Source organism: Burkholderia sp. Ax-1724 (assembly GCF_011752995.1).
Lineage (GTDB): Bacteria > Pseudomonadota > Gammaproteobacteria > Burkholderiales > Burkholderiaceae > Paraburkholderia.
Genome location: NZ_VWWL01000022.1, coordinates 77,517 through 102,639, shown reverse-complemented (window position 1 = coordinate 102,639; position 25,123 = coordinate 77,517). Strand labels below are relative to the sequence as shown.

Here is a 25,123-nt window from a genome sequence, read left to right as displayed (position 1 = left end):
CTCAGCGACGGCGGCCAATCCACCCGCACCGCTACGGCCCGCCAACACCCCCTAAGCAATCGCCGTTTCCACCGCCCGAATGCGCTCCTGATGCACGGCGTCCTTGATGCCGGCCGGCGCATCGGCGAAACGCTTCGCGACCGCTCCCGCATCGACGCCGCGCGCGGCGACCAACGCCACCCTGAGCCGCTCCGCCTGCGGATAATCGCGCGTCTCGAAGCCAAGCCGCCCGCGCGCGTCGGACTCGCACGCCTGCAACGCCTCGGCGAAGCGCGCCGGCTTTCGGATCGCGTCGCTGCGCTCGAAAAGCCGCACGAGCGCGGCCGCGCCCATTTCCATCACGCGATGAATATTGCCGTGCTCGCGCGCCACCAGCAGCGCGAGGTCGCGGCACTCGTTCGGCACGCGCAGCCGCTCGCACAGCGGCTTGAGCAGATCGACGCTGCGGCCCTCATGGCCGATGTGGCGCGGCAGCACGTCCTCGGGCGTGGTCGCCTTGCCGAGATCGTGCGTGAGCGCCGCAAAGCGCACCGGCAGCGCATAGCCCTGCTGTGCGGCATGGTCGAGCACCATCATCACGTGGACGCCCGTATCGACCTCGGGGTGATAGTCGGCGCGTTGCGGCACGCCGAACAGCGCGTCGATCTCGGGCAAAATCCGCGCGAGCGCGCCGCACTCGCGCAGCACCGCAAACATCCGCGACGGCTTCTTCTCCATCAGCCCGCGCGACACCTCCTGCCACACACGCTCGGCCACCAGCGCGTCGGCCTCGCCTTCCGCGACCATCGCGCGCATCAGCGCCCTCGTTTCGGGCGCGACGGTGAAATCGACGAAACGCGCCGCGAACCGCGCGATGCGCAGAATCCGCACCGGGTCTTCGAGGAACGCGGCGCTGACGTGGCGAAAAAGCCGCGCCTGAAGATCGGCCTGGCCATTGAACGGATCGACGACCGGCCCGCTCAGCTCGCCGTCCGGACGCACCTCGCGCGCCATCGCGTTGATCGTCAGATCGCGCCGCGCGAGGTCCTCTTCGAGCGTGACGTCGGGTGCGTAGAAAAACTGGAAGCCGTGATAGCCGGCCGCCGTCTTGCGCTCGGTGCGCGCGAGCGCGTACTCCTCGTGCGTCTGCGGATGCAGGAATACCGGGAAGTCCTTGCCGACCGGACGATAACCCTGCGCCACCATCTGCTCGGGCGTCGCGCCCACCACCACGTAATCGCGATCCTGCACCGGCACGCCGAGCAGTTCGTCGCGGATCGCACCGCCTACTGCATAGATATTCATGGGCATTCGTCTTGATAGGGAATCGCGTGCGTTTCGCCGTGCGCGGCCTCGATCCACGCAGCGACCGCGGGCAGCGCGGTGACTCGCTCGACATAGGCCGCGGCCGCAGCCGACAACGCCGGCTGCCATGTGTTGAAGCGCATCGCGACCGGCGCGTACATCGCATCGGCAATGCCGAACTCGCCGAACAGGAACGGGCCGCCATAGCGTTGCAGGCAATCGCCCCAGAGCGCCTCGATGCGCGCGATATCGGCGAGCACGCCGGGCTTCGCGTTCTTGCCCGGGAACGACGCGCGAATGTTCATCCACATGTTCGAGCGCAGTTCGCCGAAGCCCGAATGCATCTCGGCGCTGACGCTGCGCGCGTGTGCGCGCGCCGCCGCGTCGCGCGGCCACAGCGCATGCTGCGGGAAACGCTCGGCGAGCGTTTCGGCGATCGCGAGCGAATCCCACACGGCCTGCCCCGCGTCGTCGATCAGGCAGGGCACCTTGCCGGGTCCGCGCGGCGCCTGAGCGAGCACCTTCGCGTTCGTGTCCGGCTCGTTCAGCAGGATCAACGCCTCATCGAACGGAATGCCGAAATGCTTGAGCAGCAGCCATGGACGCATGGACCATGACGAGTAGTTTTTGTCGCCAATGAGAAGTTTCATGCCTGGCAGGAAAGAAGAGTGAGAAAGGAAATGGGCAAGGCTTCAGCGTCCGGCGTTCGCGCGGAAGTCATCGAGACGCGAACGCGTGGCCGAGCCGCTCAGATACGTCGGCACGATCGCCTCGATGCTGGTCGGTTCGAGCCCGAGTTCGGGCGCGAGCGGTCCGCTCAGCACGTTGTCGACCTTCATCGAATCGAGATTGTCGCGCGAAATCGCCGGTTCGCCGGGTGCCATTTCGAAGCTCAGCGCCTGCAAACGCGCAAGCGTTTCGGGCAGCCGGATGATGCGCGCATGCTTGCCGATCACGTCGCCGCAATACGCGACGAGGTCTTCGAGCGTATAGACGGTCGGGCCGCCGAGTTCGTAGGTGCGGCCGCTGGCGGCGTCGAGATCGAGCACGTTGACGATCGCCTTCGCCACGTCGCCGACATAGACCGGCTGGAATTGCGCATCGGGCATCGCGAGCGGAATCACCGGGAACACGCGTTGCAGGAACGCGAACTTGTTGAGGAACTGGTCGCCGGGACCGAACACGACCGATGGCCGAAAAATCGTCCACGCGACGTTCGCCGCATGCACGGCCTTCTCGCCGTCGCCCTTCGAGCGCGAGTACATGCTCGGGCCGTTCGGATTGGCGCCGAGCGCGCTCAGATGAATCAGCCGATGCACGCCCTTGCCTTCGCAGGCGGCGACGATGCGCGTCGGCAGATCGACATGCGCGTGCGCGAACTCGGCACCATAGGGTTTGCCGCGTTTGCCGTGCAGCACGCCGATGAGGTTGATCGCGCAGTCGGCGCCCTCGACGAAACGCGCAAGCTGGACCGGATCGAACACGTCGGTTTCGATCACGTCGATCGGCAGCATGGTGAGATGGCGCGCGTTGTAGCGCCGCCGTGTGGCGATGCGCACGTCCTTGCCCATCTCGACGAGCGCGTTGACGAGCTGGCTGCCGATAAACCCGGAGCCGCCGATGATCGCAATGGCTTGATGTCGCATTTTCGACTCCCAGCTGGAAGCCGCGGCAACGGCTGGCGAGGCGCGCCGCAACCCCGGAGCGAGGTCGCGGCGGCATGGCGCTTACGGTGCGATGTAACCCAGGCGCGCCTTCAGCGATTGCGGACGGCCTTCGAACAATGCCGCGTAGTAGACCGTGTTGGACAGCACATTCTTGACGTAGTCGCGGGTTTCCTGGAACGGAATCGCCTCGGCGAAGATCGCACCTTCGACCGGGCGCTGCAGCGACTGCCGCCAGTTGCGCGGACGGCCCGGACCTGCGTTGTAGCCGGCGGTAGCCAGCACGGCGGACCCGTCGAATTGATTGTAGATCATCGCCAGGTAGTTCGTGCCGAGCAGGATGTTGGTGTTGATGTCGTTCATCTGCTCGCGCGACACCGGGCCGAGACCGATCTTCTTCGCGACCAGTTGCGCGGTGGCCGGCATCAACTGCATCAGACCGCCCGCGCCGACTTCCGAACGCGCATTGATGATGAAGCGCGACTCCTGGCGGATCAGCCCGTACGCCCATTCGATGTCGAGCCCGCTCGACTGCGCGTCCTGTTCGACGATATCGCGGAACGGCGACAGATAGCGCAGCGAGAAATCGTGCTCGCTCTTCGTGCGGTCCGCGGTGTTGACGGTGCGGTCGTACAGCTGGATGCGGCGCGCGTACTCGGCGGCGGCGAGCAGTTGCCGGTCGGTCATGTTGCGCAGCGGCCAGTTCCATTCGCGATTGCCTTCGAGCCGCAGATTCAGCGCATAGAAGCGCTGCGCGAGGTCGAAGCCCGGCGTGTTGCCGGCCTGCTGCACTTCGGCGTCGGTGACCGTGGTCTTCGGCGGCACGGTGATCTTCTGGCCGAGTTCTTCGAGCGCGAGCTGGCCGTAGAAGTTGAAGTTCGACGAGATCGACTGGAATTCCTGGCTGGCCGTGGCCGTGTCGCCGGCCTGCTTCAGCGCGCGCGCATGCCAGTACACCCACGACGGCTGCTTGCGCAGCGACTCGGGCATCTGCTCGATCGACCAGCGCACCATGTTCCAGTCGCCGGCGAGCAGCGCGCTGCGCGTGCGCCATTCATACGCGGGATTCGACAGCGGCGCGTTGGCCGAGAGCCGGAACCAGTCGACCGCGCCGGGCATCTGCTTGAGCGCGCCCTGATAGCCGATCGTGCCCCAGCCGATCGCGCGCTCGGGCGAATTCAGCGACGGCGCGACCGACGCGAACGTGGCCGCCGCCATCGCCGGATCGTTGCGCGCCATGCGCGTGATCGCGAGCAGCGCCAGCTGATGCGCCTGCGGATCGGCGCCGACGCCGCGCGCAAGCAACAGCGGCGGCGTATTGACCGCCTGGCTGAACTGCACCGGATCGGGCGCCTGGTCGGCGAGCGCGTCGACGAGCTTGCTGCCGGTGCTCGTGTAGTTCTGCTCGTACGCAAGGCGAATCTGCTGCCAGACGTCGTTGCTGCTGAACTGGCGGTTCGCGCCGAGCACCGTGATGAGATCGACGCAGCCGTCGCCGTACCATTTCGGATCGACGAGCAGCGCGCGCGCCGCATCGGCGACGTTTTCGCCGCGCGAGGCGCGCGATTCGAGCGCGTAGCACTTCACCTGGGTGTCGTCGTCGAGCACGAACTTCGCGTACTGCTGGTCGAAGTTGCGCCAGTCGTGGCGTGTGCCGAGCACGTTCAGGTAGTCGTTGCGCAGACGGTCGGCAATTGCCTGGCCGTCGTACTTCTGCAGGAACGCGAGCACCGGCGCGTCGGGCGCATCGACGCGCGCATGGCCGCTCGAGTCGAACAGCTGCGGCTTGATCTGGAAGTACTCCACATACGACGGCGCCGGGTAATTCGGGATCATGCTCGCGAGCTGGGCCGCGCGTCCGGCATCGTTGGTGCGGGCGGCTTCACGAAGCTGCACGAAGATCTGGTCGTCGTTCGTGAGCTGGGTGATCGGAATCGGTCTGACGGCGGAAGCCGTGCTGCACGCGACGAGCGCCGCCGCGGCGAGCGCCATGCCAACCGCGCGATATACTCGAAAGAGGCTTTTTGACATCGTTGTTTCTGGAGCGCAAATTGGACCCAAGCATAGCATGCAACCCTGTCCCGTCAGCGAAAAAGGCGCTGCGCCGGATGCTACTGGAAGCCCGTCTGCAAGCGGCTTCCGAGCCGGCCAACAATGCCGCGCTCGGGCGCTGCGTGCTCGACGCGCTGAAGCACTTCGCGGTGCATGGCGTGGGGTTCTACTGGCCGCTCGCGGGCGAGTTCGACGCGCGCGGCGCAATCGCGATCTGGCTCGCGGCCAGCGCGCGGCATGAGGCCAGTTTGCCGATCGTTACAGAACGTGGCGCGCCGCTCGAATTTCACGCATGGACGCCCGACATGCCGATGCGAATCGGCCATCACCGGATCACGGAGCCCACCTCGGAGCGCATCGTATTGCCCGAGCTGCTGTTCGTGCCATGCGTCGGTTTCGACGACGACGGCTTCCGGCTCGGCTATGGCGGCGGCTATTACGACCGCACGCTGGCCGGCTGGCCGGCGGCGCAGAAGCCGATCACCGTGGGTATCGCCTATGAAGCGTGCCGCACGCAGGCACTGGAGCGCGAAGCCCACGATATTCCGCTCGATCTGATCGTGACCGAGGCGGGGTTTCATCCGGGCTTGCCGGTTTGAGAAGGTAAAGCGCAAGCGCGCACGCTCGCGCGGTATGCCGCCGTTATCCTTCGTTGATTCGGTTCTTATAGCGAAGCCGCCGCGCGCGCCGCCGTGTCGTACAACCCCGACGCATTGCGCATCAGGTGCGCGGCCTCGCCGATCTGCTGGTTGGTCAGGCCGCTTTCCTTGAGCGTCGAAATCAGGCAGTTCTCGCGCACCTCGCGATACTTCAGACACAGTTCACGTCCCGCCTCGGTCGCCGAGAAGAACACTTCCTTGCCGGTCTTTTCGCTTTTTACATACCCTCTAGCTACGAGCTTCTTGAGCGCGTAAGTGGCGACGTGCGTGTCCTCGATGTTCAGCACGAAGCAGATGTCCGCCAGTTTCTTGCGGCGTTCGCGATGGCTTACATGATGCAGCAGCGATACCTCGATCGCGGTCATGTCCTTGTCGCCGGCCGCCGACATGCAACGCACCATCCAGCGGTTGAACGCGTTGCCCGCCATGATCAGCGCGTATTCGAGCTCGGACAGTTCCGCGCTGGTCTCGGAGACGAGATGCTCCGACGAAACGATCTTGGTGGGATGACGCGCCATGCGAGGCTCTCGGAAATGGGGTGGAAAGTGTCGAAAGTGTACGACGAGCGGACGTTTCCAGCGAGCCTGGAGAAAATTGTTATTAGTAAAACGTTGATAATTTATTGATAATATATGTCTCACGCATTGCCGCTAATGTATGCCTCACGCTTCGTCGCAATAATTACGGTAATCGCGGGAATCGTCGCGACTGCCGCCGCGCTGTCCGCCGCCTCTTTCGACTCGACCCAGACCGTCAAGCCATGAGCCAACCACGAATTTTTCCTCTCGGCGATGCCGCGCTCGTCTGCGAAGCGCCGCCGCCCGCCACGCTGGAATGCCAGCAGCGCGTGTGGGCCACGGCGATTGCCGCGCGCGACTGGGCCCACGTGCTCGAAGTCGTGCCCGGCATGAACAATCTGACGCTCGTGTTCGACCCGCTCGAAGCCGATGCCGGCGCGCTCGCCGAACAACTGCTCACGGCCTGGAGCGCGGCGAGCGCAACCGACGCGCCCGGCCGCGACGTCGAGATTCCGGTGCAGTACGGCGGCAAGTTCGGCCCCGACCTGCAAGCGGTCGCCGAACACACGGGGCTGACCGCGCGCGAGGTCGTCGAGCGTCATGCGGGCGGCTGTTATGTGGTCTTCTTCATCGGCTTCCAGCCGGGCTTCGCGTATATGGGCGGGCTCGACGCCGCGCTGCACACGCCGCGCCGCGCGTCGCCGCGGTTCGAGGTGCCGGTCGGCTCGGTCGGCATCGGCGGCGAGCAGACCGGCATTTATCCGGCCGTGTCGCCGGGCGGCTGGCAACTGATCGGCCGCACCGAGGTGCCGCTGTTCGACCCGGCGCGCCGTCCGCCCACGCTGCTGCAACCGGGCGACCGGGTGCGCTTCACGATCGCGGGGATGCACGCATGATCGACGTGATCCGCGCGGGTCTTCTGACCACGATTCAGGACCTCGGCCGCCACGGCCACCGCCATCTCGGCGTCGCGATGGGCGGGGCGCTCGACCGGCTCGCGCTCGAAGTCGGCAACCGGCTGGTCGGCAACCGGCCCGACGCGGCCGGCCTCGAAATCACCTTCGGCCCGACCGTGCTGCGCTTTCTGCGCGCGACGCGCGTCGCGATCACCGGCACCGAATTCGGTGCAACGCTCGACGGCAAGCCGGTCTACTCCTGGTGGAGCCTGCCCGTGCAGGCCGGCCAGGAACTCGTGCTGAACGCGGCGAAGCGCGGCATGCGCGGCTACGTGTGCATCGCGGGCGGCATCGACGTGCTGCCGATGCTCGGCTCGCGCAGCACCGATCTCGCTGGCCATTTCGGCGGACTCGGCGGGCGGGCGCTCGTCGACGGCGACCGTCTGCCGGTCGGCGCGACGCCGCCACGCGCTCGCGCGAGCTTCTCGCCCGAGGCGCCCGAGTTCGGCGTCAAGGCGCCCGCATGGTGCAAGTTCGTGCTGGTCCACGAGCCGTTGCGGCGCGGCCGGCATCCGTCGGGCGTGCCGTGGGCCGTGCCGATCCGCGTGCTGCGCGGCCCCGAATACGACAGCTTCACCGACGCCGCGCAGCAGTCGTTCTGGTCCGACGAGTGGCTCGTCACGCCGAACAGCAACCGCATGGGCTACCGGCTCGCCGGCACTCAGCTCGAACGCACGCACAAGACCGATCTGCTGTCGCACGCGGTGCTGCCGGGCACGGTCCAGGTGCCGCCGAACGGTCAGCCGATCGTGCTGATGAGCGACGCGCAAACCACCGGCGGCTATCCGAAGATCGGCGCGGTGATCCAGGCCGATCTGTGGAAGCTCGCGCAGGTGCGCCTGAACGCGGCGATCCGTTTCATCCCGACGACGCCCCACGAGGCGCGCCAGGCTTTGCAGGAAGAACGCGCGTATCTGCGGCAGATCGACGCCGCGATCGCGATGCATGAAGAACGTTGCGCGCGCCAGTAGGCGACCGCAACGCTATAACACTAAAGAGAGAGAGAGGAACCCCATGGAAATCGATCTGAATGCCGACCTCGGCGAGGGCTGCGGAACCGACGAGGCGTTGCTCGATCTCGTCAGCTCCGCCAACATCGCATGCGGCTGGCACGCCGGCGGCCCCAACGCCATGCGCGACTGCGTGCGCTGGGCCGTGCGCAAAGGCGTGTCGATCGGTGCGCATCCGAGCTTCAACGATCCCGAGAATTTCGGCCGCAAGGAAATGGATTTGCCGGCCAACGACATCTACGCGGGCGTGCTGTATCAGCTCGGCGCGCTGTCCGCGATCGCGCAGGCCGAGGGCGGCCGTATCGCGCACGTGAAGCCGCACGGCGCGCTGTACAACCAGGCTGCGCGCGATGCCGGGATCGCCGACGCGATCGTCTCGGCGGTGCACGACTTCGATCCGTCGGTCGCGGTGTTCGCGCTTGCCAACAGCAGGCTCGTGAACGCCGCGCGCGACGTGGGCCTCATCGCGATCGAGGAAGTGTTCGCCGATCGCGGCTATCGCGCCGATGGTTCGCTCGTGCCGCGCAAGGAGCCGGGCGCGCTGCTCGACGATGAAAACGAAGTGCTCGCGCGCACGCTCACGATGATCCGCGAGCAACGCGTGAAGGCTGTCGATGGCCGCTGGGTGCCGCTCAACGCGCAGACCATCTGCCTGCACGGCGACGGCCCGCACGCGCTGGCTTTTGCGCGGCGCATTCGCGATGCGCTCGCTGCCGCGGGTATCGAGGTTCATGCTGCGGGTGCTGCGCGCGTTTGAGTCGCGCGGCTGGCGGGTTTGGTGTATTTGGTGAAGCGGGCTGCGGCTGGCTATCGAACGTGTGTGATGGATCCGGCGATCCGTTTTGAGGCGAGGCGCTGGATCGTGTGGTGCGATGTGATGGTGGCCGTTGCGGTGCGTGCGGTGAGCCCGAGGTCTAGTGGCGGTGTGTGCGGCGCCAGTGGCTGATGATCGTCAGAAGGGCAGCGGCTAGCATCAGCGAGAGAATAAAACTGACGGTGTACAACGTGCCAAAGATGATGTCGGAATTGGTTTCGCTGCCGTGAGAGTCCAGTGCTTTGAAAAGCGGGGTGAAGAACTCGTAGCCTGAGCCGGTGTCCAGCCATTCATTAACAGCGGGGATGCACAGAATCCCGGCTCCGACTGGTAATGTCATCACCAGTGCGAACGTGATGCAAATAAGCGTCTTCTTCATTATCTTCTTGAATCTCCTTGTTATACGTTCGTGAGCGCTTCAACGGCGGTGCATACGACGCCAACGGCCAACTATCGCCCAAGTTGCAACGACTAATGCCAGTGACAGAAAGAAGCTGACAATGAGCATCGTGACAACGATAACGTCCTCGGTTTCTTCCCAGCCGCGGGCATCCAGCGCGATGAAAAGATGTTCAAAAAGTTCATGGCCCGTACCGTTGCTTATCCATTCATCAATACCCGGGAAGCGCGCAAGCCCGGCCGTGACGGGTAGTGTCATCACCGGTGCGAGCACGAAGCAGATAAGCGTCTTTTTCATTGTTTTGTTGAATCTCATGGTTAGACGTGCGTGAACGCTTCAACGGCGGTACGCACGGTGTAAATGGCTGACAATCGCCCAGCACGCAATGATTAGCGCCAGCGACAGGAAGAAACTGGTAATGAGCATCGTTGCGAAAACGATATCCGAGTTGCTTTCGTTGCCATCCGAACCTAGTGCTTTGAAAAGTGGTTCAAAGAAGTCGTAGTCAGCACCACTCGAAAACCATTCATCCATTGCCGGGATGCGTATGATCCCGATTGCAACGGGCAGTGTCATCACCAGCGCGAGTGTGATGCAAATAAGCGTCTTCTTCATTACCTACTTGAATCTCCTTGTTATACGTTCGTGAGCGCTTCAACGGTGGTGCATACGACGCCAACGGCCAACTATTGCCCAAGTCGCAACGACTAATGCCAGTGACAGAAAGAAGCTGACAATGAGCATCGTTACGGCGATGACGTCCGCGGTTTCTTCGCAGCCTTGGGCGTCCAGCGCTATGAAAAGATATTCAAAAAGGTCATGGCCCATACCGCTGTCTATCCATTCGAACACACCTGGTAAATGTGCAAGCCCGACCATAACAGGCAGTGTCATCACCAGTGCGAGCGCGATGCAAATAAGCGTTTTTTTCATTGCTTTGTTGAATCTCATGGTTAGACGTGCGTGAACGCTTCAACGGCGGTACGCACGGTGTAAATGACTGACGATCGCCCAGCACGCAATGACCAGCGCCAGCGACAGGAAAAAACCGGCAACAAGAAGCATTGCAACAATGACGTCCGTATCGTATTCGCCGGTGCTCGAACCGAGTGCGATGAAAACTGGCTCAAAGAAGTCATAGCCCGCGCCGCTGTCCAACCATTCATACACGCCCGGTAAGCGTGCAATCCCGGCGGCGACGGGCAGTGTCATCATCAATGAGAGAGCGACAGAAATCAGCGCCCTTTTCATTGCACCTCGACCATGCCGTAGCATCGGGTCACCGTTCCAGGCACGAAGGCGGGTGGCTGTGCTTTCAGATATGAGCGAAGCGCGTTGAACTGTTCTCGGGATGGAAGCGTGATGCAACCGTCGCTCTCCCCAGTTCGTCCAACCGGGTGTAAGCGAAAATTGCCACGCCGGACACTGCCTACGAAGGTCCAGTCATCGATGGCGCCGTCATCGCAATGGAGAGCAAACCATTCTTCGCGGCGCGTGCCCACCCACAGATCCTTGACTGCATCCAGAAGCCAGCCAAGATGCCCGCCGCTTTCCCGATCGATGATGTAATACGTACCTTTGGGAATAGCGCCCTCTTTAGGCGCGTTCGTAAACTCCGGATCATCGATATAGCGCCCCTTCCCCGAAAACGCCTCAACACGCCCAAACCCCGGACAAACCAGCATCGACATAGGGCGTCGATTCAATGTGAAAGTACAGGACACCGGCATTTCACTGTTCCTGTCTGTTCGCCCGGATGTCGATCAGCGCGGTGACCGTGCCGCCGCTGCCGCCCCGGTCGTTCTGCAAGATGTACTCATGCTTTATTTTTGCGAACGAGAGATGCACCTGTTCGTGAGAACCGTGACCGCCACCCACGGGCTCGACATGAGAAACGAGCACGTCGTACATCGTGATTCTTGCGTACTCGTGAGGAGCGCCACCGGCCCGTCGCACGGTGAGCCTGGCTTCGCGAATACGCTTGCCGGAAAAGCAGTAGCTCGCCAAGTTCGGACTTGCCCGGTCCAGCAGATGAGTAAATTCGAGGTCGGAAACCGTGGCTTTGGCAACACCGCCGTCTGAACCAGCGTGCATTGCCGATTGCTGCGTCACCTGCCAGCGCCATCCGATTACGTCGATTTCATTGAGATGCGCCGCGTCCTGCGATTCGCCTTCGATACCGTCGATCTTGATGAAAATGTCCTGCGCCATCCGTGAATCTCCTTCGTGCCAAATCGTGCTAATCGATTAAGAAATATTGCCTGGCGAAGGTATCGAAATCAGGACGCGAAAAACATAGGAATTTTCTGAGAATTACGTCGAGGGCCGCTAGCTATCCTGAGTAATCGGATAAAACGTTACAAAGGGTAATGGAAGCATTGCAATCGCACCCGAAGGAGCCTTTACTCCGGCTTTTGCTCAAGGGCATGAGCAAGGTAGGAAGTGTTCAGCATTGAAGATGCGTTTGGCGATATGCACGATGCACGCAGCCGCACACCGGAGCTCGCCGAAGAAGCGTTGCTCGCCGCTCAACCCGGCTCGACCACGAACCCATGCTGCCGCAACAGTTGCAGCACGCCTTTCGGTCCGCCGAGATGCAGCGCGCCGATCGCGACGAACAGCGGCTTGTTCGGCGCGGCGATTTGCAGCATCCGCGTGACGAAGCGGCGGTTGCGCTCGTAGACGATCCGGTTGTCGATCGAGTTGGACACGCGCTTGTCGCGCGCGAGTTTCTCCGATTTCGCGGCCTGCCACGCGGCGATCGCATCGGCATCGCCGACCTGCCACAGCCGATGCAGCGCGCGCACGTCCGCGACGTTTTGAGCCGGCGTCTGCACGAGGTCCTGCGCGAGCATTTCGCGCTGCTGCGCGGCCGACAAACCGGTGAACGCGCGCATCTGCTGCTGCAGCGTTTCGAGTCCGATGATCTTGCCGCGCGTCTTCAGATACACGTTCTGCAATTGCGCTTCGGTGCCGTACTCGGTCTGCAATCCCGCGGAGAGCGAGTCATAGGTTTCGACCACGAGCGAGGCGAGCCACGGCCGCATCTTCTTGATCGCATCGAGCGCGGCCGGGTTGCCGCGCAGGCGCAGCGCGAGCTTGTGCCACAGCGGCTCGGGCAACAGGCCCGGCAGACAGTCGCGCTTGCACACGCCGTACTTCGACACGTCGTCCTGCGAGACGAGCAGTTCGTCGGGCGACAGTTCGAGCGCGAGCGTCGGCGAGGCGGCGAGCGCGGCAAGGATCGGCGCGCGGAACGGCTGCCCCACGGGATAGTCGACCGGATCGCCGACGTGCAGCGTGCCGAGCACGTAGATCGTGGTGGTGCCGCGCGTCGCGACATAGAACGGCATGCGCGCGGGCTGCACGCGCACCGGCCCGCTCGCCGTGGTGCCGGGCGCCGCGGGCGGCGCAACGGATGGCGGCGGTGGCGAGGCCGGCACCGCTATCGACGGACGGCCCGCCTGGCCGGGTGCATTGACCGCCGCGCCGGCCGCGTGGGCGAGATGGGGGACGGCCGCGCCGAGATACAGCGCGAGCCCCGACGAGAAAAATGCGGAGAAAAGCGTAGAGAAAACTGCGCAGAAAAAAGCGCCCACGAGCGCGACGCCACCCGGCGCACGCGCTCCTGAGCGCCGCGAGAAGGCAGCCGCGCGGCCGCCCCCACGCAAGCGGCGCGCAAGACGACGCGCCGCCGCCACATCAGGCATCCACGTCCCCCACCTCCTCGGCGCGGTGACACGAGACCTGGCGGCCATCCACCTCGCGCAGCTTGGGCTCCTCGCTGCGGCAACGATCGATCACGTACGGGCAGCGCTGATGGAACGTGCAGCCCGACGGCGGATTGAGCGGCGAAGGCATTTCGCCCTGCAGCTTGATCTTGATCGTGCGGTCCGCTTCGAAGATCGACGGCGTCGCCGACATCAACGCGCGCGTGTACGGATGGCGCGGCTTCGAGAAGATGCGCTGCTTGTCGCCGAGTTCGGCGACGCCGCCGAAGTACATCACCATCACGTCGTCGGCGATATGCTCGACCACCGAGAGGTTGTGCGAGATGAACACATAACTCGTCTTGAACTGATCCTGCAGGTCCATGAACAGGTTCAGGATCTGCGCCTGGATCGACACGTCGAGCGCGGACACCGGTTCATCGGCGACCACGATCTGCGGATCGAGGATCATCGCGCGCGCAATCGCCACACGCTGACGCTGACCGCCCGAGAACATATGCGGATAACGCTTCGCATGCTCGGGCCGCAGGCCGACCGTGCGCATCATCTGCGCGATGCGTTCGGCGCGCTCGGTCGCCGTCAAGGCCGTGTTGATCGCGAGCGGCTCGCCGAGCGTCTGCTCGACGGTCTTGCGCGGATTGAGCGAGGCGAACGGGTTCTGGAACACCATCTGCACGCGCCGCCTGAGCGCCGCGATCTTCTCGTGATTCGCACCGGCCACGTCCTCGCCGTCGATCAGCAGACGGCCCGCACTCGGCGTTTCGATCATCGTCAGCTGGCGCGCGAGCGTCGACTTGCCGCAGCCGGACTCGCCGACCACCGCGAGCGTCTTGCCGCGTTCGAGCGCGAACGAGACGCCGTTCAGCGCCTTCACCGTGCCCGACGCGAACATGCTGCGCTTGACCGTGTAGTAGCGCGCGAGCCGATCGGCGACGAGCACGTGGTCGCCGGCACGATCCGGCTCGCGGCCGGTTTCGGGTACTGCGCTCATCGGGCGCCTCCTTGCGTGTGAACGTTGGCGTCCTTGTCGAGGTTCAGCGGCTTGACGCAACGCACGCGCGTGAAGTCCGCATGACCTTGCAGCGGCGTGAGCGCGGGCCGCGCCTTCAGGCAGTCGTCGGCCACGTATTTGCAGCGCGGCGCGAACAGACACCCCTTCGGACGGTCGTCGCGGCCCGGCACCATGCCCGGCAACGCCGCGAGCCGCACCGCGCCCACGTTGTGCTCGGGAATCGCGGCCAGCAGCGCTTCCGTGTACGGATGATGAGGCGCCGCGAAAATATCGGGCACCCGGTTCGTTTCGATCACCTCGCCAGCGTACATGACCGCGACGCGCTGCGCGACTTCGGAGACCACGGCCAGATCGTGCGAAATCAGCACGAGCGCCATGCCGCGTTCCTTCTGCAGGCGCATCAGCAATTCCATGATCTGCGCCTGAATCGTCACGTCGAGCGCGGTGGTCGGCTCGTCGGCGATCAGCAGCTTCGGGTTGCAGGCGATCGCCATCGCGATCATCACGCGCTGGTTCATGCCGCCCGACATCTGATGCGGAAATGCGCCGATGCGGCTCTTCGCATCGGGAATGCCGACCTGGTCGAGCAGTTCGAGCGCGCGCTTGTCCAGCGCGCCGCCGCGCAGGCCCTCGTGCAGCTTCAGCACTTCCTTGATCTGATAGCCGACCGTGTAGCTCGGGTTCAGGCTCGTCAGCGCGTCCTGGAACACCATCGCGATGTCCTTGCCGATGATCCTGCGGCGCTCCTTCGCCGAGGCCTTCAGCAGGTTCTTGCCGTCGAACGTGACTTCGTCGGCGGTGACCTTGCCGGGCGCGTCGATCAGGCCCATCAGCGCCATCATCGTCACGCTCTTGCCCGAGCCCGATTCGCCGACCACGCCGAGCACTTCGCCGGGCGCGACGTCGAGATTGATGCGGTCGACCGCGGGCAGGCCGCTGAAGTTGACCGCGAGATTGCGGATGGTCAGCAGGTTATTCATGTTCAGGCCATCCGCTTCAGTTTGGGGTCGAGCGCGTCGCGCAGCCCGTCGCCGAGCAGGTTGATCGCGAGCACCGAGATCAGGATGGAGAGGCCCGGCATCGTGACGATCCACCATGCGCTGTCGATGTAATCGCGTGCCGACGCGAGCATCGCGCCCCACTCCGCCGACGGCGGCTGCACGCCGAGGCCGAGGAAGCCGAGCGCGGCGGCATCGAGAATCGCCGAGGAAAAGCCGAGCGTCGCCTGCACGATCAAAGGCGCCGTGCAGTTCGGCAGCACCTGCGAGAACATCAGCCGCAAGGTGCCGGCACCGGCCACGCGCGAGGCGGTCACATATTCCTTCTGCAACTCGCCCTGCGCCGATGCGCGCGTGAGACGCACGTAACCCGGCAGCGCGACGATCGCGATCGCGAGCATCGTGTTGACGAGACCGGGACCGATGATCGCGACCACCGCGACCGCGAGCAGCAGCGACGGCAGCGCGAGCAGCACGTCCATGATGCGCATGATCGGCGTGTCGGCCCACTTCTCGAAGAACGCGGCGATAAGGCCGAGCACGATGCCCGGAATCAGCGCGAGCACGACCGACACGAAGCCGATCCAGAACGACAGTCGCGCGCCGTACATCAGACGCGAGAGGATGTCGCGGCCCGCTTCGTCGGTGCCGAGAATGAACTTCCAGTTGCCGCCGTCGAGCCACGCTGGCGGAATCTTCACCGAGTCGCGGTACTGCTCGATCGGGCTGTGCGGCGCGATCAGCGGTGCGAAGATCGCGACGAAGATCAGCACGAGCACGACGATGCCTGCACCAACCGCGCCGCGGTTGCGCGAGAAGTTGGCCCAGAATTCGCGGGCGGCGAGCGCACGGCCGCTCGGCGGGGCGACCGATTGGGGAACGGTGTTTTGAATGTCAGCCATAGTGATTTACCTCGTATGGCGAATGCGTGGGTTCAACACGCCGTACAACAGATCGACGACGAGGTTCACGACGATCACCAGCGTGGCGATCAGCAGAATGCCGCCCTGCACGACCGGATAATCGCGCCGGCCGATCGCGTCGATCAGCCATTTGCCGATGCCCGGCCAGGAAAACAGCGTTTCGGTCAGCACCGCGCCAGCAAGCAGCGTGCCGACCTGCAAGCCGATCACGGTCACGACCGGAATCAATGCGTTGCGCAACGCATGCACGACGATCACCCGCGCCGGCGACAAGCCCTTCGCGCGCGCGGTGCGGATGTAATCCTCGCGCAGCACTTCGAGCATCGACGAGCGCGTCATGCGCGCAACGACCGCGAGCGGAATCGTGCCGAGCACGATCGCCGGCAGGATCAGGTGGCTCACGGCCGAGGTGAACGCGCCTTCGTCGGTCGACATCAGCGCGTCGATCAGCATGAAGCCGGTCACGTGCGGAATGTCGTATTCGACCGCGATGCGGCCCGACACCGGCGTCCAGCCGAGCTTGACCGAGAACACCATGATGAGGATCAAGCCCCACCAGAAGATCGGCATCGAGTAGCCGGTCAGCGCGGTGCCCATCACGCCGTGATCGACCACCGTGCCGCGCCGCAAGGCCGCGAACACGCCCGCCGGCAGACCGACGATCAACGCGAACAGCATCGCGCAGATCGACAGTTCGACGGTGGCGGGAAAGCGCGCGAGGAATTCGCCCATCACGCTCGTGTTGGTGATGATCGAGGTGCCGAGGTCGCCGTGCAGCGCACGGCCGATGTAGTGGACGTACTGCATCGGCAGGGGTTCGTCGAGCCCGAGGCGGTGCATCGCGGCAGCGTGCATCGCGGGATCGACGCCGCGCTCGCCCATCATCACTTCGATGGGATCGCCCGGAATCAGGTGAATCAGCGCGAACGCGAGGATCGTGATACCGATGAACGTCGGTATCACCATGCCAATACGGCGCAAAACGAAACGGAACATGGCTCGTCCCTTTGGTCTTGTGATGAAAAAACGCAACCGGCGACGAGGGCTCGTGACCCCGGTCGCCGGACCATTTCGACCAGTTTTCTAACCGTGCGAAAAGCGTACTGCGTCAATGTTACGAATTACTTGACACTCACGCCGTCGAAACGCGCATAGCCGAGCGGTTCGATGCGCATGTCGACCACCTTCTTGCTGACCGGCTGATAGACGGTCGAGTGCGCGATCGGCGAGAACGGCAATTGCTGCGCGAAGATGTGCTGCGCGTCGCCGTACAGCTTCGTGCGCGTCGCCACGTCCGACGTCGTGCGGCCCTTCTGGATCAGATCGTCGAACGGCTTGTAGCACCACTTCGAGAAGTTGTTGCCGTTGATCGCCTCGCAGCCGAGCAGCGTGCCGAGCCAGTTGTCCGGATCGCCGTTGTCGCCGGTCCAGCCGATCAGCATCGTGTCGTCCTCGCCCGCGTGCGCGCGCTTGATGTACTCGCCCCACTCATACGTGACGATCTTCGCCTTCACGCCGATCTTGGCCCAGTCGGCCTGGATCATTTCCGCCATCAGGCGCGCGTTCGGGTTGTAGGCGCGCTGCACGGGCATCGCCCACAGCGTGATGTCGAAGCCGTTCGGGTAGCCGGCCTTCGCGAGCAGATCCTTGGCCTTGGCCGGATCGTACGAGGCGGCCGGCAGGTTCTTGACGAACGACCACTGCGTCGGCGGCATCGGGTTGGTCGCGAGCTGGCCCGCGCCCTGATACACCGACTCGATGATCGCCTTCTTGTTGATCGCCATATCGAGCGCCTGACGCACTTCGAGCTTGTCGACCGGCTTGTGCGTCACGTTGAACGCGAGGTAGCCGAGGTTGAAGCCCGGCTGCGAAGGCATGTCGAGGTTCGGCTCGGCCTTCAGCGGCGCGATGTCGGCCGGACGCGGATAGCTCATCACCTGGCATTCGTCGCGCTTGATCTTCTGCACGCGCACGCCGGCATCCGGCGTGATCGAGAAGATCAGCTTCGAGATCTTCACCGCGTTCGGCTTCCAGTACTCGGGATTGCCGTCGAAGCGGATCGTCGCGTCCTTCGTGTAGCTGCGGAAAATGAACGGGCCCGTGCCGACCGGGTACTGGTTGATGTCGGCGGCCTTGCCGGCCTTCAGCAGCTGATCCGTGTACTCGGCCGAGAGAATCGATGCATATTCCATCGCCAGGTTCTGGATGAACGGCGCGTTGACTTCCTTCAGCGTGAACTTGACCGTGTACGGGTCGACCTTCTCGACCTTCGTGATCAGCTTGTCGAGGCCCATGTCGGTGAAGTACGGGAACTGCACCGGGTACGCCTTGCGAAACGGCTGGTTCGGATCGAGCATGCGCTCGAACGTGAAGATCACGTCGTCGGCATTGAAGTCGCGCGTCGGCTTGAAGAACGAGGTGGTCTGGAATTTCACGCCGTGGCGCAGATGGAACGTGTAGGTCTTGCCGTCCGGCGAGACGTCCCATTTTTCGGCGAGGCCGGGCTCGACCTTGGTGCCGCCGCGCTCGAATTCGACGAGGCGGTTATAGACGGTGAACGTGTTGGCCGTGAAATCGACGCCCGTGGTGTACTGCGCCGGATCGAAGCCCGCGGGACTGCCTTCTGAGCAGTAGACGAGCGTCTTGTTCGGAATCCCCGCAGCCTGCGCGCACGTCGCGCCGATGAGAGATGCCGCTGTGGCAGCGACGAGCGTTGTCCTACGCGCGACGCGCAACAGATTGTTTTGCTTCATGTTTCCTCCAGGATCGTGGCCGGCTTGCGCCAGCGTAGCGGGATATTACTTGAGCTTGGGCCGGCCACCAAGCAGAGGAAATTCCCTCTGTTGACGATAGGAAACAGTTCAGGCAAACGTTTTGCCGCGCGCGTGAGCAGCCCGGCGCGCGCGGCTCGCAGAACCAATGATGCAAAAAACGGCGCAAAAAACGCGCCGCCCGTGCTTATTTCAAACCCACGCCCATGAATTGCGTGGGCCCGAACGGATCGATCTTAAAGCCCGTCACGTTCTTGCTGATCGGCTGATACACCGTGGAGTGGGCAATCGGCGTGAACGGCACCTGGTCCTTGAAGATCTCCTGAGCCCCGGTATAAGCCTTGGTGCGCTCGGCCATGTTGGTCGTGCTGCGGCCCTGCTTGATGAGATCGTCATAGGGCTTGTAGCACCACTTCGAGAAGTTGCTGCCGTTCACCGCGTCGCAGCCGAGCAACACGCCGAGCCAGTTGTCGGGGTCGCCGTAGTCGCCGGTCCAGCCGATCAGCATCGCCTGATGCTCGCCCGCATGCGCGCGGCGGATGTACTCGCCCCACTCGTACGTGCCGATATTCACCTTGACGCCGATCTTCGCCCAGTCCGCCTGCAGCATTTCCGCCATCAGCCGCGCGTTCGGGTTATACGGGCGCTGCACCGGCATGGCCCATAGCGACAGCTCGAAGCCATCGGGATAGCCGGCCTGCTTGAGCAGCGCCTTCGCCTTGTCGACGTCGTAGGGCGCGTCCTTCAGATTCTTGTCGTAGCCCCATTGCGTCGGCGGCATCGGATTGGTCGCGAGCTGGCCCGCGCCCTGGTACACCGACTCGATGATCGCCTTCTTGTTGATCGCCATGTCGAGCGCGCGGCGCACGAGCACGTTGTCGAGCGGCTTCTTCGTCGTGTTGTAGGCGATATAGCCGAGGTTGAAGCCGACTTCGCTCGGCATCGCGAGCGACGGGTCCGCCTTCACGGCGGCAATATCGGCCGGACGCGGATAGCTCATCACCTGGCATTCGCCGCGCTTGAGTTTTTGCAGACGCACGGCCGGATCGACCGTGATCGAGAAGATCAGCTTGCCGACCTTCACGATGCCCGGCTTCCAGTAGTCGGGATTGCCGTCGAAGCGGATCGTGTCGTCCTTCGTGTAGCTGCGGAAGATGAACGGCCCCGTGCCGACCGGGTACTGGTTGATGTCGGACGCCTTGCCCGCCTTCAGCAGCTGGTCGGCATATTCGGCCGACAGGATCGACGCGAACGGCATCGCGATCTGCTGCAGGAACGGCGCGTCGACTTCCTTCAGCGTGAAGCGCACCGTGTACGGGTCGACCTTCTCGATCTTCGCGATGTTCTTCGCGAGGCCGAGGTCGTTGAAATACGGGAAGTTGACCGGATACGCCTTGTGGAACGCATTATCGGGATCGAGCATGCGCTCGTAGGTGAAGACGACATCGTCCGCGTTGAATTCGCGGGTCGGCTTGAAGAACGAGGTGGTCTGGAATTTGACGCCGTGGCGCAGATGGAACGTGTAGGTGAGATTGTCCGGCGAGACGTCCCACTTTTCGGCGAGGCCCGGCTCGATGTCGGTGCTGCCGCGCGCGAATTCGACGAGCCGGTTATAGACCGTGTACGAGCCGGCGGTAAATTCGACGCTGGTCGTGTATTGCGCGGTGTCGAAGCCGGCCGGACTGCCTTCCGAGCAGAAGATGAGCGTCTTGTCGGGCAGCGTGGCCGCCTCGGTCGAGGCAGGTGCGAGGCTGGCCGTGGCGAGCGCGCATGCGGCGAGAGCGGGAAGGCAGAACTCGTGAAGCGTCAACCATCGTTGTGCCGCAGTCTTTCTTGTCACTGTCATATCGTCCTCCGCAGTAGCCTGGGTGGCTGCGTTTTTCGATCATAGACAGCACAAAATCGAGCTTCAACAGGTACTTACCACGCTGTTGGCGACAAATTCCCGCCTCGATCGCACCTCGCGCGAGGGTTTTTCCTGGGGCAAGCGCGATGGCATGACCGCCGGTTCGGACGGCTGGCCGGCTGGCGCGAGACGCCTTCAAGGCCGACGAGGAAAGGACGGCGCGAAGCCGCGCGACCATTGCGGCCGCGCGGAAGCTGATGGGTTGGCCGTGCGCTCGGGACGGTTACGCTCGCGGACGACGGCCCGCGGGGACGGCCCGCGGGCGCCAGTCCCGCGCTCAGGCGCCGAGCCGCTCGCAGATCGCCCGGGTGGCAGCGGCGGCGTTCAGCGTGTAGAAGTGCAGACCCGGCACCTTCGCATCGACGAGGCGCTGGCACAGGTTCGTCACCACGTCGAGCCCGAACGCGCGGATCGACTCGCGATCGTCGCCGAAACTCTCGAGCCGGCGAGCAACCCAGCGCGGCACTTCGGCGCCGCACATTTCGGAGAAGCGCATCAGCTGCGAGAAGTTCGTGATCGGCATGATGCCCGGCACGATCGGCACGTCGACGCCGAGCTTCCTCGCATCGTCGACGAAACGGAAGTACGCGTCCGCGTTGAAGAAGTACTGCGTGATCGCGGAGTTCGCGCCGGCCTTCACCTTGCGCGCGAAGTTTTCGAGATCGTGACGCGGCGAGCGCGCCTGCGGATGGTATTCCGGATAGCCGGCCACCTCGATCCAGAACCAGTCGCCGAACTCGGCGCGAATGAAGCTGACGAGTTCCGACGCATAGCGCAGCTCGCCGACCGAGCCCATGCCCGAGGGCAGGTCGCCGCGCAGCGCGACGATATGGCGGATGCCGTGCGCGCGGTACTCGTTGAGGATCGCGCGCAGGTTGTCCTTCGACGAGCCGACGCACGACAGATGCGGCGCGGCCTCGAGGCCTTCCTTCGCCATCTCGATGACGGTGTCGAGCGTGCCCTGTTGCGTCGAGCCGCCCGCGCCGAACGTCACGGACACGAACTTGGGTTTGAACGGCACGAGTTGCGCGCGCGTCGCGCGCAGCTTGTCGAGGCCGTCCTGGGTTTTCGGCGGAAAGAATTCGAATGAGAGTTCGATCGGATTCATGATTCAGTGGGTCAACCGAGACTGCGGTTGCCGAAGATAAGCGCGGACAGCAGCCACGACACGATGCTGTACAGGATCGAGCCGAAGAACGCCGACCAGAAGCCCGACACCTCGAAGCCCTTCAGCAGCGACGCGCACAGCCAGAAGCACAGCGCGTTGACCACCAGAATGAAGAGCCCGAGCGTGAGAATCGTGACCGGCAGCGTCAGCAGGATCAGCACCGGCCGCAGGACCGCGTTGATGAGGCCGAGCACGACCGCGACGATCAGCGCCGTGCCGAAGCTGCGGATATGGATCGACGGGACGAGGTAGGTGATGATCAGCAGCGCGAGCGCGTTGATGAGCCAGGTGAGCAGCACGGTCATGGAGAACTCCTTGTGGGCCGGATGTGGGCCGGATGTCCGTTGAACGAAAAAAAGACGGCTAGAGGCGAGCCGGGCGAGTGAACAAAGCGGCGCATGATGCGTCGCCCCGTTCCGGTGATGCCCTTGCGCCCTGGCGACGTTGCGCCTGCGTAGCCGCCCGCGTGCCGATGAGCCAGCGCGCACCGGAGTGCGCGCGCGTGCTCAATAGCGGTAATGGTTCGGCTTGAACGGACCGTTCTTGTCGACGCCGATGTAGCCGGCCTGCTCGTCGGACAGCACGGTCAGGTTCGCGCCGATGCGCGCGAGGTGCAGACGTGCGACCTTCTCGTCGAGATGCTTCGGCAGCACGTACACCTTGTTCTCGTACTTCGCGCCCTGCGTGAACAGTTCGATCTGCGCGAGCGTCTGGTTCGTGAACGAGTTCGACATCACGAACGACGGGTGGCCCGTCGCGCAGCCGAGGTTCACGAGGCGGCCTTCGGCCAGCAGGATCACGCGCTTGCCGTCCGGGAAAATGATGTGGTCGACTTGCGGCTTGATGTTTTCCCACTGGTACTGGCGAGTCGACGCAACGTCGATTTCCGAGTCGAAGTGGCCGATGTTGCAGACGATCGCGTTATGGCGCATCGCCTTCAGGTGATCGTGGTTCAGCACGTGGTAGTTGCCGGTGGCCGTCACGAAGATGTCGGCCTTGTCGGCCGCGTATTCCATCGTCACGACGCGGTAGCCTTCCATCGCCGCCTGCAATGCGCAGATCGGATCGATTTCGGTCACCCACACCGTCGCGCCGAGACCGCGCAGCGATTGTGCGCAGCCCTTGCCCACGTCGCCGTAACCGGCCACGACCGCGATCTTGCCCGCGATCATCACGTCGGTCGCGCGCTTGATGCCGTCGACGAGCGACTCGCGGCAGCCGTACAGGTTGTCGAACTTCGACTTCGTGACCGAGTCGTTGACGTTGATCGCCGGGAACGGCAGGCGGCCTTCCTTCTCCATCTGGTACAGACGGTGCACGCCGGTGGTGGTTTCCTCGGTGACGCCCTTGATGTGCGCGAGGCGCTTCGAGTACCACGCCGGATCGGCATCGAGGTGCGTCGCGATCGACTTGTACAGTGCGACTTCTTCCTCGTTGGTCGGCTTCGCGATCACCGAGCGGTCTTTCTCGGCCTTCGAGCCGAGGATCAGCAGGAGCGTGGCGTCGCCGCCGTCGTCGAGGATCATGTTGGCGAACTCGCCGTTCGGCCATTCGAAGATGCGGTGCGAGAACTCCCAGTATTCGTCGAGCGATTCGCCCTTGAACGCGAACACCGGCGTGCCGGCCTGGGCGATCGCGGCGGCGGCGTGGTCCTGGGTCGAGAAGATGTTGCACGAGGCCCAGCGCACGTCGGCGCCGAGCGCGGTCAGCGTCTCGATCAGCACGCCGGTCTGGATCGTCATGTGCAGCGAACCCGCGATGCGCGCGCCCTTCAGCGGCTGCTGCGCCTTGTATTCTTCACGCGTTTGCATGAGGCCGGGCATTTCGGTCTCGGCAATCGTGAGTTCCTTGCGGCCCCAGTCGGCCAGCGACATGTCGGCAACGAGGTAATCCTGGTTCTGGGAATCGATGACTGCGGCGTTCATCACGCCCTCCTTTCTAAGAAATTGACTAGAAATGTGACGTGAGCGCGGTTCGATGCGGGGGATGGGATGGCGCAACGCGCATCCGGCCCTCCGATTGAAGCCTTCGAGCCTGGCGGGCGGCCGGCGAATAGGGATTCGCGGTACCCGTCGCAACGCTCCTCGAAGACGAACGGCGATTGTAGCAAATCGGCATGGCATCTGGCATGACAGACGCCGTCGCGCCATCAATGCCATGACTTACAATCGCCCGAATCATTCCGATCTGGAATCTGGAGACAGGATCATGGAGCTGCGTGCGCTGCGCTATTTCGTCGAAGTGGTCCGTCAGCAGAGCTTCACCGTGGCCGCCGAGCAGATGTTCGTCACGCAGCCGACCATCAGCAAAATGGTCAAGTCGCTGGAAGACGAGATCGGCTCGCCGCTTCTGCTGCGCGACGGCCGCCAGATGGTGCTCACCGACGCTGGCCGGATCGTCTATCAGCGCGGCCAGGACGTGCTGGCCGCGCATGCGCAGTTGCAATCCGAACTCAACGATCTCGACACGCTCGGGCGCGGCGAACTGACGATCGGCATCCCGCCGATGGGCGGTGCGCTGTTCACGCCGGCGATTGCCGCGTTCCGCCAGCGCTATCCGAAGATCGAACTAAAGCTGTTCGAGCAGGGTTCGCGCGCGATCGAAGCGGCGCTGATCGATGGCGAGCTCGAATTGGGCGGTGTGCTGCAACCGGTCGATCCCGAGCATATCGACGTGCTACCGATCTCGCGTCAGTTGCTCTGGCTCGTCGCGCGCAACGGCTCGCGTTGGGATGCACTGCGCGCAGTGCCGCTCGCGCAGCTCGCGAACGAACCATTCGTGTTCTACGGCGAGAGCCTCGCGCTCAACGACGTCGTGCTCAACGCGTGCCGCGCGGCTGGTTTCGCACCGACGATCGTCGGGCGCAGCGGGCACTGGGATTTCATGGCGGCGCTGGTGCTCGCCGGGGTCGGCATCGCGCTCCTGCCCGCGCCGTATTGCCGGCGGCTCGATCCCGCGCAGTTCACCTGCCTGCCGGTCGTCGAGCCGGAGATTCCGTGGGAAATGGCGATCGGCTGGCGCCGCAACGGCTATCTGTCGCATGCGGCGCGCGCGTGGCTCGACCTCGCGCGCGAAACGCTGCCGGCACAGGTCAACGATGACTTCATGCTCGGGCCGGGGATTGGCTTGAACGGAATTGCGACGGCGGGTGGCGCGTCAACGTCTGCTGCCGAATGACGTGCGGTGGAAGGCCTGGATGCGTGGCGCGTTAGTTGGTTAGCTCCTTAGTTTGGCCAGGCGTTTGCGTCGCTGCGCAT

Annotated in this window: 27 protein-coding genes and 1 riboswitch; of the genes, 5 read left to right on the top strand and 22 right to left on the bottom strand. The window is 64.0% G+C overall.

The genetic code is table 11. The features are described from left to right. Positions 1-51: 51 nt before the first annotated feature. The 4 genes from F3J19_RS24775 to F3J19_RS24760 form a co-directional block, all read right to left on the bottom strand. On the bottom strand, positions 52-1,284 hold the full coding sequence (locus tag F3J19_RS24775; protein WP_167047494.1) for a multifunctional CCA addition/repair protein: 1,233 nt from the start codon (positions 1,282-1,284) through the stop codon (positions 52-54). Beyond that, positions 1,281-1,934 (bottom strand): glutathione S-transferase family protein, encoded by a 654-nt coding sequence (locus tag F3J19_RS24770; RefSeq protein ID WP_167047490.1) that lies wholly within the window; start codon positions 1,932-1,934, stop codon positions 1,281-1,283. Before F3J19_RS24770 ends, F3J19_RS24775 begins: the two co-directional genes overlap by 4 nt. A gap of 42 nt (positions 1,935-1,976) precedes the next feature. Next, on the bottom strand, positions 1,977-2,930 hold the full coding sequence (locus tag F3J19_RS24765; RefSeq protein WP_167047487.1) for a complex I NDUFA9 subunit family protein: 954 nt from the start codon (positions 2,928-2,930) through the stop codon (positions 1,977-1,979). Positions 2,931-3,011: 81 nt separating this feature from the next. Then, on the bottom strand, positions 3,012-4,979 hold the full coding sequence (locus F3J19_RS24760; protein ID WP_167047484.1) for a lytic transglycosylase domain-containing protein: 1,968 nt from the start codon (positions 4,977-4,979) through the stop codon (positions 3,012-3,014). A 77-nt stretch (positions 4,980-5,056) separates the two neighbouring features. Between F3J19_RS24760 and F3J19_RS24755 the strand changes: the two genes are divergently transcribed. Continuing rightward, a complete protein-coding gene (locus tag F3J19_RS24755) occupies positions 5,057-5,599 on the top strand; it encodes a 5-formyltetrahydrofolate cyclo-ligase (RefSeq protein ID WP_240159209.1) in 543 nt (180 codons plus the stop codon). A gap of 65 nt (positions 5,600-5,664) precedes the next feature. On the opposite strand, the gene F3J19_RS24750 is transcribed toward F3J19_RS24755, so the two are convergent. Continuing rightward, the gene (locus F3J19_RS24750) at positions 5,665-6,177 is read right to left on the bottom strand and encodes a winged helix DNA-binding protein (protein WP_167047481.1); all 513 of its coding nucleotides are present in this window, start codon (positions 6,175-6,177) and stop codon (positions 5,665-5,667) included. Between the two features lie 242 nt (positions 6,178-6,419). Here F3J19_RS24750 and pxpB point away from each other — a divergent pair, with 242 nt between their 5' ends. The 3 genes from pxpB to pxpA are packed head-to-tail and all read left to right on the top strand — an operon-like array spanning position 6,420 to position 8,900. Continuing rightward, positions 6,420-7,073 carry a 5-oxoprolinase subunit PxpB gene (gene pxpB, locus F3J19_RS24745; RefSeq protein WP_167047478.1) on the top strand — a complete coding sequence of 218 codons (654 nt, stop codon included), beginning with the start codon at positions 6,420-6,422 and terminating at the stop codon, positions 7,071-7,073. Further along, positions 7,070-8,104 (top strand): biotin-dependent carboxyltransferase family protein, encoded by a 1,035-nt coding sequence (locus tag F3J19_RS24740; protein ID WP_167047475.1) that lies wholly within the window; start codon positions 7,070-7,072, stop codon positions 8,102-8,104. The genes pxpB and F3J19_RS24740 overlap by 4 nt, the downstream gene beginning before the upstream one ends. A gap of 43 nt (positions 8,105-8,147) precedes the next feature. Beyond that, positions 8,148-8,900 carry a 5-oxoprolinase subunit PxpA gene (gene pxpA / locus F3J19_RS24735; RefSeq protein ID WP_167047472.1) on the top strand — a complete coding sequence of 251 codons (753 nt, stop codon included), beginning with the start codon at positions 8,148-8,150 and terminating at the stop codon, positions 8,898-8,900. Positions 8,901-9,057: 157 nt separating this feature from the next. Here the strand turns inward: pxpA and F3J19_RS24730 are convergent, their stop codons facing one another. From F3J19_RS24730 to ahcY, 17 genes are all read right to left on the bottom strand, one after another. Further along, a complete protein-coding gene (locus F3J19_RS24730; protein WP_167047469.1) occupies positions 9,058-9,336 on the bottom strand; it encodes a hypothetical protein in 279 nt (92 codons plus the stop codon). Positions 9,337-9,375: 39 nt separating this feature from the next. Further along, positions 9,376-9,672, bottom strand: coding sequence for a hypothetical protein (locus F3J19_RS24725; RefSeq protein ID WP_167047466.1), 297 nt, complete (start codon positions 9,670-9,672; stop codon positions 9,376-9,378). A gap of 21 nt (positions 9,673-9,693) precedes the next feature. After that, on the bottom strand, positions 9,694-9,972 hold the full coding sequence (locus tag F3J19_RS24720) for a hypothetical protein (RefSeq protein WP_167047463.1): 279 nt from the start codon (positions 9,970-9,972) through the stop codon (positions 9,694-9,696). Positions 9,973-10,011: 39 nt separating this feature from the next. Then, positions 10,012-10,308: a hypothetical protein gene (locus F3J19_RS24715; protein ID WP_167047461.1), complete on the bottom strand. Its 297-nt coding sequence runs from the start codon at positions 10,306-10,308 to the stop codon at positions 10,012-10,014. 21 nt (positions 10,309-10,329) lie between these two features. Further along, complete coding sequence (locus tag F3J19_RS24710) at positions 10,330-10,608, bottom strand: hypothetical protein (RefSeq protein WP_167047459.1); 279 nt, start codon at positions 10,606-10,608, stop codon at positions 10,330-10,332. After that, positions 10,605-11,087, bottom strand: coding sequence for a DUF2778 domain-containing protein (locus F3J19_RS24705; protein WP_167047456.1), 483 nt, complete (start codon positions 11,085-11,087; stop codon positions 10,605-10,607). Before F3J19_RS24705 ends, F3J19_RS24710 begins: the two co-directional genes overlap by 4 nt. Before the next feature lies 1 nt (position 11,088). Then, on the bottom strand, positions 11,089-11,568 hold the full coding sequence (locus F3J19_RS24700; RefSeq protein ID WP_167047453.1) for a type VI secretion system tube protein Hcp: 480 nt from the start codon (positions 11,566-11,568) through the stop codon (positions 11,089-11,091). A 317-nt stretch (positions 11,569-11,885) separates the two neighbouring features. Then, entirely contained in the window at positions 11,886-13,067 is a 1,182-nt protein-coding gene (locus tag F3J19_RS24695; protein WP_167047450.1) for a TraB/GumN family protein, read from the bottom strand. Continuing rightward, entirely contained in the window at positions 13,060-14,079 is a 1,020-nt protein-coding gene (locus tag F3J19_RS24690) for a peptide ABC transporter ATP-binding protein (protein ID WP_167047447.1), read from the bottom strand. The genes F3J19_RS24695 and F3J19_RS24690 overlap by 8 nt, the downstream gene beginning before the upstream one ends. Then, a complete protein-coding gene (locus F3J19_RS24685; RefSeq protein WP_167047444.1) occupies positions 14,076-15,080 on the bottom strand; it encodes an ABC transporter ATP-binding protein in 1,005 nt (334 codons plus the stop codon). Before F3J19_RS24685 ends, F3J19_RS24690 begins: the two co-directional genes overlap by 4 nt. A 2-nt stretch (positions 15,081-15,082) precedes the next feature. After that, positions 15,083-16,000, bottom strand: coding sequence for an ABC transporter permease subunit (locus F3J19_RS24680; RefSeq protein WP_167047441.1), 918 nt, complete (start codon positions 15,998-16,000; stop codon positions 15,083-15,085). Positions 16,001-16,006: 6 nt separating this feature from the next. Further along, entirely contained in the window at positions 16,007-17,017 is a 1,011-nt protein-coding gene (locus F3J19_RS24675) for an ABC transporter permease subunit (RefSeq protein WP_167047438.1), read from the bottom strand. Positions 17,018-17,142: 125 nt separating this feature from the next. Then, positions 17,143-18,774: an ABC transporter substrate-binding protein gene (locus tag F3J19_RS24670; protein ID WP_167047435.1), complete on the bottom strand. Its 1,632-nt coding sequence runs from the start codon at positions 18,772-18,774 to the stop codon at positions 17,143-17,145. A gap of 205 nt (positions 18,775-18,979) precedes the next feature. Next, the gene (locus tag F3J19_RS24665) at positions 18,980-20,638 is read right to left on the bottom strand and encodes an ABC transporter substrate-binding protein (protein ID WP_167047432.1); all 1,659 of its coding nucleotides are present in this window, start codon (positions 20,636-20,638) and stop codon (positions 18,980-18,982) included. A 337-nt stretch (positions 20,639-20,975) separates the two neighbouring features. Beyond that, positions 20,976-21,806 (bottom strand): methylenetetrahydrofolate reductase [NAD(P)H], encoded by an 831-nt coding sequence (metF, locus tag F3J19_RS24660; RefSeq protein WP_167047429.1) that lies wholly within the window; start codon positions 21,804-21,806, stop codon positions 20,976-20,978. Between the two features lie 11 nt (positions 21,807-21,817). Then, positions 21,818-22,171, bottom strand: a complete 354-nt coding sequence (locus F3J19_RS24655) for a phage holin family protein (RefSeq protein WP_167047426.1) — start codon at positions 22,169-22,171, stop codon at positions 21,818-21,820. A 201-nt stretch (positions 22,172-22,372) separates the two neighbouring features. Next, positions 22,373-23,791, bottom strand: a complete 1,419-nt coding sequence (gene ahcY, locus F3J19_RS24650) for an adenosylhomocysteinase (RefSeq protein ID WP_167047423.1) — start codon at positions 23,789-23,791, stop codon at positions 22,373-22,375. Positions 23,792-23,824: 33 nt separating this feature from the next. Beyond that, positions 23,825-23,958, bottom strand: a riboswitch (S-adenosyl-L-homocysteine riboswitch). A gap of 116 nt (positions 23,959-24,074) precedes the next feature. Here ahcY and F3J19_RS24645 point away from each other — a divergent pair. Further along, positions 24,075-25,043, top strand: coding sequence for a LysR family transcriptional regulator (locus F3J19_RS24645; RefSeq protein WP_167047420.1), 969 nt, complete (start codon positions 24,075-24,077; stop codon positions 25,041-25,043). Positions 25,044-25,123: the final 80 nt, after the last annotated feature.